13 protein-coding genes and 1 pseudogene are annotated in these 15,335 nt (G+C 56.9%); 6 read left to right on the top strand and 8 right to left on the bottom strand.

Translation table 11 applies throughout. The annotated features are described in order from the left end of the window. Positions 1-5: 5 nt before the first annotated feature. The 5 genes from RY831_RS29600 to RY831_RS29580 form a co-directional block, all read right to left on the bottom strand. Positions 6-1,127, bottom strand: coding sequence for an efflux RND transporter periplasmic adaptor subunit (locus tag RY831_RS29600; RefSeq protein WP_326509931.1), 1,122 nt, complete (start codon positions 1,125-1,127; stop codon positions 6-8). Between the two features lie 2 nt (positions 1,128-1,129). Beyond that, a complete protein-coding gene (locus tag RY831_RS29595; protein ID WP_326509930.1) occupies positions 1,130-1,717 on the bottom strand; it encodes a hypothetical protein in 588 nt (195 codons plus the stop codon). Further along, positions 1,714-2,868, bottom strand: a complete 1,155-nt coding sequence (locus RY831_RS29590) for a TolC family protein (RefSeq protein WP_326509929.1) — start codon at positions 2,866-2,868, stop codon at positions 1,714-1,716. The genes RY831_RS29595 and RY831_RS29590 overlap by 4 nt, the downstream gene beginning before the upstream one ends. Before the next feature lie 180 nt (positions 2,869-3,048). Further along, complete coding sequence (locus RY831_RS29585) at positions 3,049-3,423, bottom strand: hypothetical protein (RefSeq protein WP_326509928.1); 375 nt, start codon at positions 3,421-3,423, stop codon at positions 3,049-3,051. Positions 3,424-3,536: 113 nt separating this feature from the next. Beyond that, entirely contained in the window at positions 3,537-4,592 is a 1,056-nt protein-coding gene (locus tag RY831_RS29580) for a DMT family transporter (RefSeq protein WP_326509927.1), read from the bottom strand. A 192-nt stretch (positions 4,593-4,784) separates the two neighbouring features. Between RY831_RS29580 and RY831_RS29575 the strand changes: the two genes are divergently transcribed. The 6 genes from RY831_RS29575 to RY831_RS29550 all read left to right on the top strand — a co-directional run bounded on the left by RY831_RS29575 (position 4,785) and on the right by RY831_RS29550 (position 9,997). Next, on the top strand, positions 4,785-5,747 hold the full coding sequence (locus RY831_RS29575; RefSeq protein ID WP_326509926.1) for a chromate resistance protein ChrB domain-containing protein: 963 nt from the start codon (positions 4,785-4,787) through the stop codon (positions 5,745-5,747). Then, positions 5,744-6,916 (top strand): chromate transporter, encoded by a 1,173-nt coding sequence (locus RY831_RS29570; protein WP_326509925.1) that lies wholly within the window; start codon positions 5,744-5,746, stop codon positions 6,914-6,916. Before RY831_RS29575 ends, RY831_RS29570 begins: the two co-directional genes overlap by 4 nt. Positions 6,917-6,925: 9 nt before the next feature. Beyond that, entirely contained in the window at positions 6,926-7,381 is a 456-nt protein-coding gene (locus RY831_RS29565) for a chromate resistance protein ChrB domain-containing protein (RefSeq protein WP_326509924.1), read from the top strand. Between the two features lie 74 nt (positions 7,382-7,455). Further along, complete coding sequence (locus RY831_RS29560) at positions 7,456-8,037, top strand: hypothetical protein (protein ID WP_326509923.1); 582 nt, start codon at positions 7,456-7,458, stop codon at positions 8,035-8,037. 971 nt (positions 8,038-9,008) lie between these two features. Further along, positions 9,009-9,713 (top strand): DUF6946 family protein, encoded by a 705-nt coding sequence (locus RY831_RS29555; RefSeq protein ID WP_437126339.1) that lies wholly within the window; start codon positions 9,009-9,011, stop codon positions 9,711-9,713. A 131-nt stretch (positions 9,714-9,844) separates the two neighbouring features. Beyond that, positions 9,845-9,997 (top strand): hypothetical protein, encoded by a 153-nt coding sequence (locus RY831_RS29550; protein WP_326509921.1) that lies wholly within the window; start codon positions 9,845-9,847, stop codon positions 9,995-9,997. Between the two features lie 1,288 nt (positions 9,998-11,285). On the opposite strand, the pseudogene RY831_RS29545 reads toward RY831_RS29550, so the two are convergent. From RY831_RS29545 to RY831_RS29530, 3 genes and pseudogenes are all read right to left on the bottom strand, one after another. Further along, positions 11,286-12,817 (bottom strand): annotated as a pseudogene (locus RY831_RS29545) (IS3 family transposase). 335 nt (positions 12,818-13,152) lie between these two features. Continuing rightward, on the bottom strand, positions 13,153-14,289 hold the full coding sequence (locus tag RY831_RS29535; protein WP_326509918.1) for a J domain-containing protein: 1,137 nt from the start codon (positions 14,287-14,289) through the stop codon (positions 13,153-13,155). A gap of 859 nt (positions 14,290-15,148) precedes the next feature. Next, positions 15,149-15,335: hypothetical protein (locus RY831_RS29530; RefSeq protein ID WP_326509917.1), on the bottom strand; the 187-nt coding region annotated here is incomplete at its 5' end.

Below are 15,335 nucleotides of genomic sequence, written 5' to 3'. Positions count from 1 at the left end.
CGTTCCTACCTGATTTGGTTGATCAATGCTGTGCCGGATACCACCACCCGGTTTTCAGGACTGAGGCCCTTGACCACCACAACCGTTTTGGCGTCGAGCGGCTTGAACTCGACCGGCTGGGCAATGAAACGCTCGCTGCCGGACTTGATCCATACGATCGATTCGTTGTTCTGGTTGCGCACCACCGCCTCGGCAGGCAGCGCAATGCCCTTGACCTTGTCGGTCAGCTTGGCGACCACGGTCACCGGCTGGCCAACCGCCAGCGGGACGTTCTTGGCATTGGCGCGGAACGTGACAGGCAGTGCGCCGTCGCGCAGGCTGCGCGCGCCGCCCAGATAGGTCAGTTCGACCCCCTCGGATCCTGCAAGCGAGGCGTTCATGATGCGCCCGGCGAGGGAAACATCGGTGGTCACTGCTTCCACGATCATGCGGTTCGGATCGACAATCTCCAATAACACGTCACGCGTCTCGACAACCTGGCCGTTCAGCACATTTGCCGTGGCAACGATGCCGGAAGCCGGCGAGGTAATCGCTTCGTTGCCTGCGACGCTGCGCGAGACCGCGCGTTCACGGCCGGTAAGGCTGGCCAGCTCGGCGCGCGCGGCTTCGATCTCCTTTTGCGGGACTGTTCCCTCAAGGGATTCGAGTCGCTTCACCCGTTGTTCCGCCAAGCGCCGGTTTGACTGGATTTCCACCAGTTGCGCCTGCTGGTTGCCACGCTCGATTGCGCCCGCTGTGGGACGCACATGCACCAGGATCTGTCCTTTCTCGACGCGCTGTCCCGCCACCGGAAGACCCTTCGGACCCGGCTCGATACGCCCGGCAAATGGCGCCTGGACGCGACCGCCGGCGTTCGGGTCGATGCCGACGCGGCCATTGAGCTCCACGGTCAGTGGATGCTCGGCCTCCTCCGCCATCAGGGTTCGGATAGACATCCGGCGTTGCGCCTGTTTGGGCACGTTGACGCTGCCGTCTGGCAGACGTGCCAGTCCGGAAGCCGATGCGCCACCGGGAGCATCCAGGTGTTCGCCATTCGGGCCGTGTGCGCCCGGCGCTGCAATCGATGCCGACGAGAGTACGGCGGCCGACAGCAAAACAAGCAGAAGGTGAGTGAGTTTCGTACGCATGGTCATTGTCCTGAACGGGATTTACGGCGCAGCATGGGAATGACCATCGCGACCAACAGAATGGAAAGGAGAATTCCGCCGATGAGCCACGTCTTCAGCGAATATGCGTGACCATGGGAGTCGCCATGCTCGCCCTCGTGCGAGTGGCCATGGCCGGCATCCTCAGCCTTGACCTCCATCGTTCCTTCGAGAAGGTCGGTTTCCTCGCCAGCGGCAAGAGTAAATACCAGTGAGTGCTTGCCGGGCTTGGCCAGTGCTTCGAGGAACTTGGTATCGTCAACCGCGTAGTCGCCATGGTCGGCATGGAACCTGGCCGGCGCCTTCAGCCCATTCAGTTCGACTTCTAGTTTGCCGTTCAGTACGGGCTCATTGGTTGCATAGCGGTCAATCAGGATGGACAGTTCATCACCCTGCAGATGTCCGACCAGCTCGAACGTCTCGGTAAAGGTTTCGACGCGAGGCCCTGCATCGGTGTGCGCGTGACCACCCGGAGCATCGAGGTGCTCCCCATTGGGTCCATGGGCGCCCGGCGCGGCAATGGCAGCCGAGCCCAGCGCAAAATACAAGAAAAGAATAGAGATGAGTTTCATGGGAGGATTCCTAATGCTTGATTCAGACGTGCATGCGCAAGGCCCAGCGCAACCTTTTGCTGGCGTTCCGCGACCTCGGCTTCATGAGACAACGCTTGCGAGCGCAGCAAGTCAGCCAGGCCGCGCTCGCCTGCCTTGAATGCCTTTTCGATGAGTTCGGTATGTTGCCGGGTGAGCGAAGCACGCGATGAAGCGGCTTCCAGGGAGCGCCTGGCCGCGTCCAGCTGCTCACGGGCGAGATCAACATCTGCCTTCAACATGACTTCGGCCTGCGCCGCTTCTGCCGTCGCCGTCTCGATCTGGGTGCGGGCGGCAGTTTCCAATGGGCGATTGCGTGCGGCGGTCCCAAACGGAATCTGTACTGCAATGCCGACACTGCGGCTAGCCGGGCCTGCAAAGTTACCTTGCTCGCGCCGCATGGATAGGCCCACGGTGGGTGGGTCGCTGCGCGTGCGATTGACCACGTTCAAAGACGCTTGGGATCGCTGCAAAGCGGTCCGTACCGCTGCGAGACGCGGATGGGGCTCCGCCATGTTGCCAGCAATCGGCTCGACTTCCAGCACCGGGATAGACGGCTGACCGGTCAACACGCGGTAGCGTCCCAAGGCTTCCTGCAGCTTTGCCTGCGCAGCGGCGACCGCGCCGCGGGCAGCCAACACTTCTTGCTGGGCGAGCATGCCGTCGGTACGCGCCAAGTCCCCCGCCTTCACTCGGCGCAGCACTTCCTCGGCGATGGCTTCCAGATGGTGTTGATGGTGCTCGGTTTCAGATAGCGCTTCGTGGGCAGCAGCAACGGCCCAGAGGCGTTCACGCACCTCGCCAGCCAGTGCCAGTCGGGTCGCGGCGATCTGCGCCTCCAGATCGTCCGAGCTGCTTTGTGCGAGGGATTCCCGCGCCGCCTTTTGACCCGGCAGCCAAATCGGCGCCGCGACCGAAACCTCGGTTTCCCGGCCGCCGTTCTGGTCGGTCCAGCGGTCACTGCGCTGTGCCAACCCAAGTGTCGGCGAGCCGGCAATCCAGGATTGCGCCGCTTCCCGGCCAGCCAGCGTTTCATCGCGCCTGGCCTCCAGGGTGCGGGCTTGGGGCGAACGCTGCCAAGCCGCATCAACGGCTGCTTTCAAGCCGGGAGACCCGTCTTGAGCAAAGGCCATGGGCGCAGCCAGCGCCATGGCGGAAAACAAACAACTACGGTAAATCCAATCACAAGCACGCATGCCTTCTCCATTCGGTGTCCAGGAAAACTGGCCGAAGGCAATCGCACTCCACGGGCGTTATGCCGCGCAGAAAGACGCAGGAATGGTCAAGGAATGTGCAGAAGTACCCTCGGCATGTCAGCCGAGGGCGGAAGGCGGTCGTTGCAGCCGCTCTGGTATGGGGTCTGGAATGTATTGCGTGAGTCGAGTCGGTGCCGCTGTGGCCGATTCAAACGTCAACTGCGGCAGAGAGAGCGTCGGCAAGCCGAATGCTGGTTGCGATGCGGAGTGCTCGGAAAAGTGCTTCGTCGACTCACCGGAATCGTCGTAATGCACTGTACCGTCGTCGCCATGGTGGTGCCTGGTGCCTTCCAGATGCTCGGCCTCATGCGCGAGATCATAGGCCTGTCCCGCCGACAGCCAGCCACCCTGCACGGCGAAGCTATGCAAGGGCAACAACATCAGCAGGAAAATGCAGACAATGCGGCGCACGGTGGAATGAAAGGCAAACAAGTGGGCGGATTATAACAAGTAAACCAAGCATTTCATGCGTATCCAGAGTTGCGTATTTACACGTAACCATCTGACCATGTTCTTTGGGCCATTGGTCACTGGCGCCCTGGTATTCAGTGCTGGTGCCGATGGTGGATATCCGGGTAATGCTTGTGCGAATGCCGAAGTACGCCATGCGGGTGCGGGTGAACGTGGGGTTCGGTCCCGTCCCAGTCAAAATCATGCTTGTGTTGGTGGTGTTCATCATGCCGATGTGCGTGCGTATGGTCCATCGGCTCATGGGTATGCTCATGCTCGTGCGATTCCGTCAGATGCAGCCAGATCCCCGCGCCCATCAAGGCGGCCGCGATCCAGAACACCAGTCCCGGCGACTCGCCCAGCATGATCAGAGACAGCGCCGCCCCGACAAAAGGCGCGGCGGAAAAGTAAGCACCCGTTCTGGCCGTGCCGAGGTGGCGAAGTGCGAGCACGAACATCACCAGGCTCAGGCCATAACCGGACAATCCCACGATACCCGCGATCAGCGCGGTTCGGGTTTCCGGCAGTTCGTAGCCAAGGATGAGAGCCAGTCCCAGATTGACGGAACCGGCGACCAGGCCCTTGATGCCAGCGGTCTGCACCGCGTCGCTCGCGGACACCTTCCTGGTCAGGTTGTTATCAATGGCCCAGCAGAGGCACGCGCCAATGATTGCGATCGCTCCCCACGGCACCCCAAGCGCGGGACGCTCATTCCAGGACAGGAGGACGCCTGCGACCACGATAAGCACCATGCCGGCGAAGATCCGCTTATCGAAATTTTCCTTGAAGACGAACCATGCCAACAGCGCGGTGAGCACGCCTTCCATGTTGAGCAGAAGCGAAGCGGAAGACGCTGGCGTCAGCGTCAGGCCCAGCATCAATAGCAATGGTCCGGCGATGCCGCCGGCAAGGATGGCGCCGGCCAGCCATGGCAAGTCCGGCCTAGTCAGGGGCGCGATATCGGATTGCTGGCTGTTCCGCATAACAACTTTTCGAAGGACAAACCAGGTCAGCAGACCAATGCCGCTGCCGAGGTACAGCAACCCGGCCAAGGTGACGGGTGCGACCTGTCCGACGAGGGTCTTGGCAAATGGCGTACTGGCGCCAAAAAGAACCGCCGCCATCAAAGCATAAAAGACGCCGCCGTGCATAGGCACTCTCCATTCGTTGCAAGCCCGGGAGTGTAGTCGACGACGCACATGGTTGGCGTCTGAATGGCGCTGGGCAAAGACAGATTCCGGTTGCTTTCCATGCATCAAGGAACAATCCGCTGGTTACTCTTGGACCCGCTAAGCCCAAAGATTGGTCTTGTAATAGTTATGACAAAATGTAGAATACGTGACATGAACCATGAAAACCACCCATGGCTGCTGCTGATTGCCTCGCTTCCTACGTCCAGTGCGACTGCACGCATGCGCCTTTGGCGCGGCATCAAGGCGCTCGGCTGTGTTGCGTTGCGTGACGGCGCTTACCTTCTTGTTGAACGCGAGAGCCACGCAGAGGCTCTGGCGGACTTGGCGGCGCAAACCAACAGCGAAGGCGGACAGGCATGGGTAGTGGATCTTGTGCCACGTTCGGCTGCCGACAATGCAGCGTTTCAGGCACTTTTTGACCGGTCTTCCGAGTACGCGGAAATGAACGCCAGTCTCACGCAGGCACGGAAAGCACTACCGTCTCAAACACCGGCTGAAATCGCGAAAGCCCTCAAGCGCCTGCGCAAGGAGCGCGACGCACTCGTGCGCATTGATTTCTTTCCAAATCAGGCCTCGCTTGATGCGGAAGCGGCGTGGGCGGACTTTGAAGAGGCTGTGAATGCCTTGTTGTCGCCCGGTGAGCCTCATGCGCAGGAACGACCAATTCCGCACCTGTCTCCCGCTGATTACCAAGGGCGTACCTGGGCGACGCGCCGCAATCTTTGGGTTGACCGCGTTGCAAGCGCCTGGCTGATCCGCAGGTTCATTGACGCCGATGCCAGGTTCCTATGGCTCGACAGCCCAGCACAATGCCCGAAGGAAGCCCTCGGTTTCGATTTCGACGATGCGGCATTCACGCATGTGAACGACAAGGTCACGTTCGAGGTGCTGCTCGCTAGTTTCAATATCGAAATGACGCCTGGCATGGAGAAGCTCGCAGCACTCGTCCACGCACTCGATGTTGGCGGCGTCATCCCGCCGGAGGCCGCTGGCTTCGAAGCCATTTTGACCGGTGCACGTGCACGTCTGAATAACGATGATGCACTGCTGGCCGACATCGGTGGCGTGCTCGATTCCCTCTATACCCACTACAACAAAGACAAGACGAAATGAGCGGTTCTGAAGATAAACCAATCTATACCCTTTGGCAGATGGTGTTGTACATGCTGCGCCTAGGGACATTCGGGTTCGGCGGTCCCGTCGCCCTGGTGGGCTATATGCATCGCGATCTGGTCGAGGAACGCAAGTGGATCACCGAAGCCGACTATAAGGAGGGACTGGCGCTTTCCCAACTGGCACCAGGGCCACTTGCGGCACAGCTGGGCATCTATCTCGGCTATGTCCATTACCGTATTCTAGGCGCAACGCTGGCCGGTTTCGCGTTCGTCATTCCCTCTTTTCTGATGGTCGTTGCCCTGGGGTGGGCATACGTCCGCTTTGGCGGCATATCCTGGATGCAGGCAGTGTTCTACGGTGTCGGCGCGGCCGTGATTGGCATCATTACCATGAGCGCAAAAAAGCTCACCGAAAAGAGCGTCGGCAAGGACAAACTGTTGTGGGCAATCTACCTGCTGCTTGCCGTCGTGACCGTCATTACCGAATCGGAAATCGCGTGGTTGTTCATTGCAGCAGGCGTATTGGTCTGGTTACTGCGCGCGCCGCCGAAGTGGCTGGGAAAAGGTAGCCTGAATGCAGCCGCGCTGACGCAGGTGCCTATTGCTGGAAGCCTGTTCGGTTCACTGGACCTGTCGCTCCTGACCCAGATCGGACTGTTCTTTGCCAAGGCCGGCGCCTTCGTATTTGGTTCGGGACTGGCCATCGTGCCTTTCCTCTATGGCGGCACAGTGACCGAACACCAATGGCTCACCGAAAAACAATTCGTTGACGCCGTTGCGGTCGCCATGATTACTCCTGGACCTGTCGTGATCACCGTTGGCTTCATCGGATATCTGATTGCCGAGCTGCCGGGCGCCACGGTCGCGGCGCTCGCCACCTTTATTCCGTGCTACCTGTTTACGGTGATTCCAGCGCCGTACTTCAAGAAGTACGGAAAACTGCCAGGTGTGGTCGCCTTTGTCGACGGCATTACTGCAGCAGCCATCGGCGCGATTGCCGGCTCCGTCATTGTGATTGCAAAACGCTCGATCGTTGACATCCCGACCGCGCTGATTGCATTAGCGACAATCGCGCTACTTTGGAAATTCAAGAAACTGCAGGAGCCGGTCATCATTGCTGCTGCTGCGGTCCTTGGTTTGGTTTTGTACCCGTTGCTGAAAGGCTGAGGAGCGAACATGAAATGGGTGACTCGCGAACGTCCAAAGATTGACCGTATTGCCTGCCCATGGCTCATTACACGATTCATCGATAAGGACCCGGAATTTCTTTACGTGCCGGCCAGTGAGGTGCTGACGGTCGCCCAGCAAAGCAGTGCGATCCCCTATGACATTCCCGGCGTGGAGATGTCCCATGTCGGCGAGCAATGCAGCTTCGACGCCTTCCTCCAAAAATACGACTTGAAAGCGGCGGCGCTCCAGCAGCTTGCGGCCATTGTCCGCGGCGCCGACACATCAAAACTGGATCTGACCCCACAGTCGGCCGGCCTATTCGCGATATCGCTCGGCCTGTCCGCTATGTTCGTTGATGACCATGAAATGCTCAAGCACGGCATGGTCATGTACGACGCACTGTATGCCTGGTGTGAGCAATGCCAGGCGGAGACACACAATTGGCCACCTGGAACAAGTTGAGACCGGCCAGCTTTGCATGTGAGGTTGAAATGAGGACTCTACTCTTAGGCGCGTGTATTTTCACCGCGGCGCCAATGGCGTTTTCTGACACCATCAACTTTGACTCTGACGTTGCCGGCCAACCGCCGAGCGGTTGGCACTGTGGAACGACCGGCGCTGGTCATCCTCTCTGGGCGGTGACAGAAGATCGCTCCGCTCCTTCACCACCGAATGTTTTGAAGCAAGGCGGCGTAGCGCCGTTCCTCTGGTGCGTACGCAGCGACTCGGTCGCCGAAAGCGGCGCCGTGGAGGTCAAGTTCAAACCCGTTGCCGGAAAGGATGATCAGGCAGGCGGCTTGGTCTGGCGATGGAAGGATGGAAGAAATTATTATGTGGCGCGCGCCAACGCGCTTGAGCGTAACGTGTCGCTGTATTACACCGTCAATGGGGTTCGCAAGACAATTCAATACGTCGATGCGCCGGTCACGCTCGATGCCTGGCACACCTTACGGGTCAGCTACAAAAATCAGAGCATTCAAGTTTCGCTGGATGGCAAGACGTATATCGATACCACGGACAACCACATCTACGGGGCGGGTAAAGTCGGGGTCTGGACCAAAGCCGATAGCGTGACCGTCTTCGACGATTTCAAGTACGACTCCTTGAGTAGTAGATGATTCAAGCGCTGCTACACATACCGGATGACTGCCTTCGGTAACTATAAACGTCCGGTAAGGGCCGAGGCTGTGTGAAAACGTAGTCCTGCTGATTAGAAAATATGATATGTAGTAGTCGTGCATGAGGGCAGTCCGACTAATAGTGCTTGGACAAACACTATTTATCGTTTTCACACAGCCTCGGTCGCGCCCTCCGGAAATTCTTCGGTCTAACGCCGATGGCCGGAATAAAGAAGAAGCAGCCGAATTTAAAATTCTTGCGCGGGCAGAGTGGATCGGTATCCCGAAATTCCAGGCTCCCGTCAAACAGGGTTGCCTGAGTGGTCAACCTTCAGTGTCAGTGCAAACACAGTACAGGCGTCACCCAGAACGGTACCGGTCTGGAGTGATGCAACCGTTGATTTTCCACAGCATCATCCTTATCCGCAAAATTCTAGGCTCGTATATCGTCGTACTTGGGTCAATCTCGGCGTCTACGGCGGTGTGTTATGAATTGGGATTAGTATAAGTTCTGATCTTGCCCAATGGGAAATCCATCTGAGTCTCGTATCCTACGTGTACCTCCTATTGACTCGACCACAATCAAACCTATGAAAGTTATCTTCGGGCTTCTCGGTATTGTGCTCTTAGCAGGCTGTGCCACGTCTAAACAGATCGTGGGCCCGAACGGAACACCTGCCCACGCTATTCGTTGCGGAGCAGCTGTGGCTGACGCGTGCTTGGAAAAGGCAGGAGAGGTATGTCCCAAAGGATACATCGTCCTCAATAGCCGTGGATCTCAATATCTTGGCCAGTATGGAACAGGATCCGTTGGGGGCTCATGGAATCCGGCGGGCGGGTCATTTTCGGGGTCCGCCACCTCGATGCCACTTATCAGCCCAAATTCTATGCTTGTCGAATGCAAGGCGTGAGTTTTGAGAAAGCAGCCACTATCGTGCGGCTAACAACAGCTTAAATCGTGGAGGCGTATATTGAAGCGTATCTTCGTACCAACAACAACGGGTACAGATTGGCAAAGGCTATTGGGGAAGCCGCGACTTCACTGGAAGAGAGGCCGCTCTGCCATGTCTGCCGCAGCGTGCTGGGAAGAGAGCGAACCACTGCTCCCATCTGAAGTCACGGCATTACTTGAGTCTTCCGCAGACCCAGCCCTAGTTGCACTTGAACTACTCGTTGCGATGCCAGAATGGGAAGTAAAGCTGCCCGGCGGGGACACCGTCTCCCAAACAGATGTTCTTGCAATAGCACGGAATCGCCATGGGCTTGTAGTTCTTGGCGTTGAGGCAAAGGTTGATGAGCCGTTCGGACCTACGCTGAAAGAAAAGAAGGCCGGAGCAAGTCAAGGTCAACTCGATCGCATCGCCTATCTTGAGAAAGAGTTAGGCCGTCAAAGCGGCTTTTCGGAAGAAATTCGCTACCAACTTTTGCATAGGTCGGTATCAGCTCTTTTGACTGCTCGGGCCTTTCATGCCTCAGTCGCCGTGATGTTGATTCACTCGTTCAGCCCCGTTTCTAGGTGGCGTAACGACTTCGATAGCTTTTGTGCAGCGCTTGACTGTACGAATATCTCACAGGATCTGCTAGAGGTACCGGGCACCGAAGGTCCAAGATTGCTGCTTGGCTGGTGCACAGGTGACACCAAATTTCTCGATGTCGAACTACCAAGCGCGTACTAAGGCGCTTTACTCCCTTTATACATAGCTTGAGGCTTCTGCTGAAGAAGAGGGAGCGGGAAAAACTGCCTAACACCCATCTGGTACCTGTTCTTGCGTGCGTAGTCGCCCCGGGCGTTGAACGATCACTCTAGGTGACGAAGACTGTCCAGAAGTTAATCGGCAAAACGCTGATGGCTGGAAATAAACAAGAAGAATCCGTAATTAAAATTTGCGCGCTGGAAGGGCGCATTGCCAACCCGAATTTCGACATTATGGCCGAAAGGAAAAGCCGGCTTAGGAAGTAGATGGGAAACCCCTTTCGCATCTACGAAGGAAATTGTTGCTGGAATGTTTCGGAACCCCCAGCTCGGGTGCAAACGGCGTTTTCCTTTGAGGTCTGCTCACTCGGAAAAGCCAGAGTGACGCCATAGTACTCGGAGAACGTTACGAGAAGATGACGTTGCAAAGGAAAACGCCTTCCACAGGAGGAGGGCTTACGCGATTGGGTACTTGGAAGCCCACTCCGGCTGGTCGTCGAAACGCCGCCAGACCCTTTTCTCATTGTTCATTCGTCTTGCCGTTCGCGAATTTGCTGGCCAACGCCGGTCAGGATAGTCAAGAGCGCAACTATCATCGCCACAGTTCCTTGCATACAAGCTCCAAATCTTAGCGCACCCACACCGGTAATTAGCAGAGCAAGTCCAAAGCAGATGATGAGTGTTGCAGCCAGGTTCATGGTTGGGTGTATGCCATTATTGCGGAGGATTCATGGGGAAAGGGAAGGGCTGACAAGGCGGCATAGATAAGCGATGTTCTTCCACGTCTTCCGTCTGCCAAGATCTGCCTTGTCGTCCTTCCTGAGGGGCACCATGGTATGCGGAAAAAGTTACGGAGAAATGACAGAACGAGAGACGTCGATCGCGTTTGACCGGCTCGGGCATAAGGACCCGCTCAGTTCCCTATATAGAAGCAAGACAATGTCACTGTTTCGCGACCATTGCCGGTAAGCGCAGTCCGGTCTCCACCTCTACAATTGCCCCAGCCCAGTGATTGCCTTGTGCTCCAGTAGCGCCATCGCTGATAGCACCCACGACGTACGCGGTCATGACGATAAACAGCTATGCTCAAAACGGCGTATCTATTCGCCACCAAGCATTTGTTCCGCAATGCCTAGCCCTATGCTGATCGCGCCGACGAACCCTGCGACTACCCCTGACGCAGTGGCCTGAAGTTCAAGCGCCAAAACCGCCATCGGAAGGGTAAGCAATCCTAGGAAAATTATTATCTTGGGTTCTTTCCGCACACGCGCCTCCGTAATGGAAGCGGCATTAAATCATTTTTCTGAAATCCAAAGAATCCCATGGACATGGGAGAGGTGTCTGCTCCAAAAGGCACAATCACCTTGTACCCAGCGAACGGTGTGTACTCGACTTCCTGACTGACTCCGGCAAGGGCGTCGTGCTAAGTCATCTGAAGGTACAGCTGCGCAAAGGCGGGAACTCCGGTGAATCACGTTGGATCGACGTACTAAATTTTCGAGACGGGATTATCCAAACGTTCAAGCGGTGCGTGTCAAGGTAGTTGTCGCATAAATCAAGCTGCCGCCTTCAACGTCGTCGCAGGCGGCGGATTGAGCCATACATGATCCGGAGCCTGCCAGGGGCGCGGATGCCGCTTCCATCGCAACGGATGCCGTTGACGGGCTGCCTCGTAGACAGCACGACGCTGGACTAGCAAGGGCTCAGCCGTACCGTTGTGACGTTGCTCAGGCGTTACGTAAGCAATCCCGCTATGCCGGTGGCTGCCGTTGTACCAGGTTACAAACCGCAGCACCCACTCACGCGCAGCGGCGAGCGTTTCAAAGCCACCCGGCGGATAGCCAGGCGCATACTTGCAGGTCCGGAACCACGACTCGATATGAGCATTGTCATCCGAGACACCAGGACGGCTGTGTGACGGTGTGATGCCCAGTGCCTGCAGCTTTGTCCTGAGCGTATACGACGTCTGCGCCGCACCGTTGTCGGCATGTAGGATCAACGGTTGAGTGCGACGCTGCTCACGCCAGCAGGCACGTTCAATCAGATCAGCCGCTTCTTCACCGTTTTCCCGTTCATGCACTTCCCAGGCAACGAGCTTGCGGCTGTACAGGTCCAGCACGGCATACAGGTAGAAGAACTGACCGCGCACCCGGCTTGGCAAGTAAGTCACATCCCACGACCACACTTGTCCAGGGCCGGTGGCCACATGGCGCACTGGCTGCGACGGTACCGGCGCCTTGCTACGGCCGCGATGGTGCTGCTGTCTGGCCTGCCGCAATACCCGGTAAAACGACGACTCCGAGGCCACATAAACGCCCTCATCGGCCAGTTGCGGCACGATCTGTGCCGGTGGCAGGTCGGCAAAGCGGGGTTCATGGCACAACGTCAGGATGTGCTGGCGTTCTTCAGGCGTCAGCTTGTGACACGGTTCCGGTCGTTCGGCATGTGGTCGGGCATCGGCTTGCACCTGTCCTGCCTGTTGCCAGCGCTCGAACGTGCGTAACGAAATGCCCAGCTCTTCGCAGGCGCTCGCCAGGCATGCACCGGCCCGTTGGGCTTGCAGGATGTCGGCCACGAGTTGCTGGCGCTGCGGTAACGCAGTCATGCGTCCTCGTCGTCGGTCCGCAGCGCCTCGTACTTTCGCGACAGCACCAGCAAGGCTGCCGCCTCAGCCAGCGCCTTCTCCTTGCGGCGTAGATCCTTCTCCAGTTCACGAATGCGCTTCTTGTCCTGGGCGCGCTCGGCCTTGCCATTGGGCACCTGGCCCAGGGCCATTTGCGCTTCCGAGCGCCAGCGGCGTACCTGTTCCACAAACAAGCCCTTTTGCCGGCAATACTCGGCCAGCTCCGCCTCGCCCAACGGCGCTGTTTCCAGCACCACAGCAAACTTGTCAGCCGCGCTCCAGTCTTCCGGGTTTTGCCCGTCCCCAGGGACGGCGCGACCAGCGCTACGGGCCTGTTTGCGCCACAAGTACAGCGTCGCTTCCGGGATGCCGGTGAGCTGCGAAACCTCAGGCACTGGCTTGTTCTGCGGCGCGCTCATCAACGTCAGCGCGTGTTCCTTCTTCTCTTTCGTGTAGTGCGTCATTGCGTTCCTCGTCACCCCCAGAGTTTATAGAACTCCAGTTATTGGAGGCGACAACTATCTTGACGCAGGGGGCAAGCGTCTTAGCCATACAGTGATGGCGATGCCGACATGTGTGGCAGCTACGCGGCGGCAGATCGACCCGGACAGTCCCTGCGACACATCATCAACTAAGTTTTCCCCGCAGTGCCACAGGACGTCCGGATGCTTGGCACGGGGTTGAATTGAAAATATGAAGTCGTGGCCGAACTATCCAAAGGCCTATAACGTTCGTTCCTAGCTTAAACAGCTGTCACCAAGAATGTGGACTCCGAATACCATCGGCTATAACTTGGTAATTACGGCATCCCGAAAAAAGGATCCAGTTCAAATACCGGCCTTCGAACGATCTTGTAAGCCTTGAGCCATTTTTTCAGATTCTTCGGGTCCTGGAGCAATTCCACGTCATCCTTCAAGCCCGCAATATCTTGGCGAATCTGCGCGATGTCTCTTTCCAACATGGTGAATGCCATGGTCGGCGACAACGCTCCATAGGGCGAGAAATCAAAGTGCGCCCGGAAAGACATCTCTACCATGTCCAGCTCCTGCTGCAGTTCCGCAGACTGCTCCTTGAGCACTTTATTGTAGTGCTTCAATCGGTCTTCGGAGATGGAGTTGACCGCAGCCTGGTCGATTTGCTCGATCTCCAGTTGCAGCTCCAATAGCGAGAGCAAATCGTTGTTGCTGTACGCGCTATTGGCCCTTTGCATCAGCTCAGTTTTGCGCGCCCGTTCTTTCGGGTCCGGCTCCTTGTCCGGATGCAGTGTGCTGGCCAATTTCCGAAACACTTCCCGTATGGACTGGCTGACCTGTTGCGCTTCGGCTTGTAACCGCGCTTCCCTCGCAGATACTTTGGCCGATTTCTTTCGGCTGCTATGCGAAGGGGCTTGATGCTCCATATCCGGCACATCCTGATACAGTTTTTCGTATAGCTGTTTGCTGACATGGTCAAACACCTCGTCGGGGGTGCGCATGTCAATGTCGTCGCCCAGCTCGACGCCCAGCATGCTTTCCATCATGGACCTGATCTCTTGGTTGTCCTGTTCTTCTTCGGCGTCGTAATCCGAACCACTGTACCGGTTGTAGATCTCCTTCAATTCCTCGTGATCGCCGGAATCGAGTAGATCGGCAGCCATTGCGCAAATAAGGTGTTGCAGCTTGGTTCTGTCGGTCTTGCTGAATATCTTATCGGCATAGAGGCGATCAAAGATGTGCACGAGTTCGACACGGTGCTCGTCAAAGCTTTGCAGGAGCGGATCGAACTCCCGTACATACTTTTCCTGATAGAGCGGGACGGTCGTTTTCCACGCGCCTAATTGCTCGCGCTGTTTGGCAATCTTCTTGCTCAGCCTGTTGAAGGTTTTCTGGGCATTGGACAAAGAAGACGTTGCCTTCTGCTCAACGATACGAAGGTTGCCCGACGAGAAAGAAGCCATGGCGATACACCACTACGTTAGAAACGGCGAATGTACCGCAAATGAATAAAAATGCAAGTCAAGGCGGCAGCTTGAGCCTACTATGGCTCCATGTCGGTGTCAGCCTCGGAAACCGGCTAGGGCTGTTCATAAGGGGTCTCGTCAGCAAAGTGTTTGTTGGATAGTCGGGCAAAGAGACACAGACCTGGTCATCTGGCCTTGTGATGATTCCTTCAAGCTGACGAATACCTTATATTTATGATCACAATTGTAGATGAACGATGAGACCACGTTTTACTCTGCGAGACACTAGTTGCGCATTGCCGCAAATGGACTACTCTCTACGTCTTTGGATTCCTGAGTCGCGGAGTGCCCATGTCTGTGCATCTGGAAAAGTGTGCCGCTAGTCAGTGTGGTTATGTCTTCGTGATGGAACGGTCCAGTGCATCCACTGGCGACGGCATTGACCGTGGTTTCATCGAGTGCCCGCAATGTAAGGCGAGGGTCGAAGCGGATCCCGGGATGACGTATATCACTCGACGTCTGTCTGGCGACATCGGCGATTGGCCGGAAGAGGGCGCATGGACATGACGACAATTGGCCTTGCATGCCTGACAGGTGTGGCAAGGATGCTGCATTGTGCCGTAATTGCTTAACCTTCTGCCAAGAACACGTTACGCTCTGAAACAGGCCTCACGATGACGGGCCATCGGGGAGAACAGGATGAGCGTACTGGGATGGGTAATCTTGGCCGTAGTGGTATTCGTTGGGATCGGCACTCTGGCGGCCAGGCGCATTGGCCGGGCCAGTAGCGTTGAAGAGTTGTATCCCCGTACCGGCCAGATGGGAGACCTCAATCGGTTATTGCAGGAAGGCTCAATCACCCCAGAAGACTATGAGTTGATGAAGCGTCGTATCTTCGCTGGGCGAGTACACTGAAACCAGAGGACAGAATTACAAAGCTTGATCGCGTGCCTGGCGCAAAATAGGAGCCTGTCAGATTTTTTGTGTAAAGCGGGGTCATGAAATAATACCGAAAGGGATGTTCCATGACCGACGTAATGACC

Origin of the sequence: Noviherbaspirillum album (genome assembly GCF_035916955.1) — a bacterium.
Taxonomy (GTDB): Bacteria; Pseudomonadota; Gammaproteobacteria; order Burkholderiales; family Burkholderiaceae_D; genus Noviherbaspirillum; species Noviherbaspirillum album.
This window is presented reverse-complemented; position numbering and strand designations above follow the sequence as displayed.

Coding starts and splice junctions, on each gene's coding strand:
- RY831_RS29565 (WP_326509924.1), top strand. CDS start 6,926: ATGAAATGGGTGACTCGCGAACGTCCAAAGATTGACCGTATTGCCTGC.
- RY831_RS29560 (WP_326509923.1), top strand. CDS start 7,456: ATGGCGTTTTCTGACACCATCAACTTTGACTCTGACGTTGCCGGCCAA.
- RY831_RS29595 (WP_326509930.1), bottom strand. CDS start 1,717: ATGAAACTCATCTCTATTCTTTTCTTGTATTTTGCGCTGGGCTCGGCT.
- RY831_RS29535 (WP_326509918.1), bottom strand. CDS start 14,289: ATGGCTTCTTTCTCGTCGGGCAACCTTCGTATCGTTGAGCAGAAGGCA.
- RY831_RS29600 (WP_326509931.1), bottom strand. CDS start 1,127: ATGCGTACGAAACTCACTCACCTTCTGCTTGTTTTGCTGTCGGCCGCC.
- RY831_RS29580 (WP_326509927.1), bottom strand. CDS start 4,592: ATGCACGGCGGCGTCTTTTATGCTTTGATGGCGGCGGTTCTTTTTGGC.
- RY831_RS29570 (WP_326509925.1), top strand. CDS start 5,744: ATGAGCGGTTCTGAAGATAAACCAATCTATACCCTTTGGCAGATGGTG.
- RY831_RS29575 (WP_326509926.1), top strand. CDS start 4,785: ATGAACCATGAAAACCACCCATGGCTGCTGCTGATTGCCTCGCTTCCT.
- RY831_RS29590 (WP_326509929.1), bottom strand. CDS start 2,868: ATGGCCTTTGCTCAAGACGGGTCTCCCGGCTTGAAAGCAGCCGTTGAT.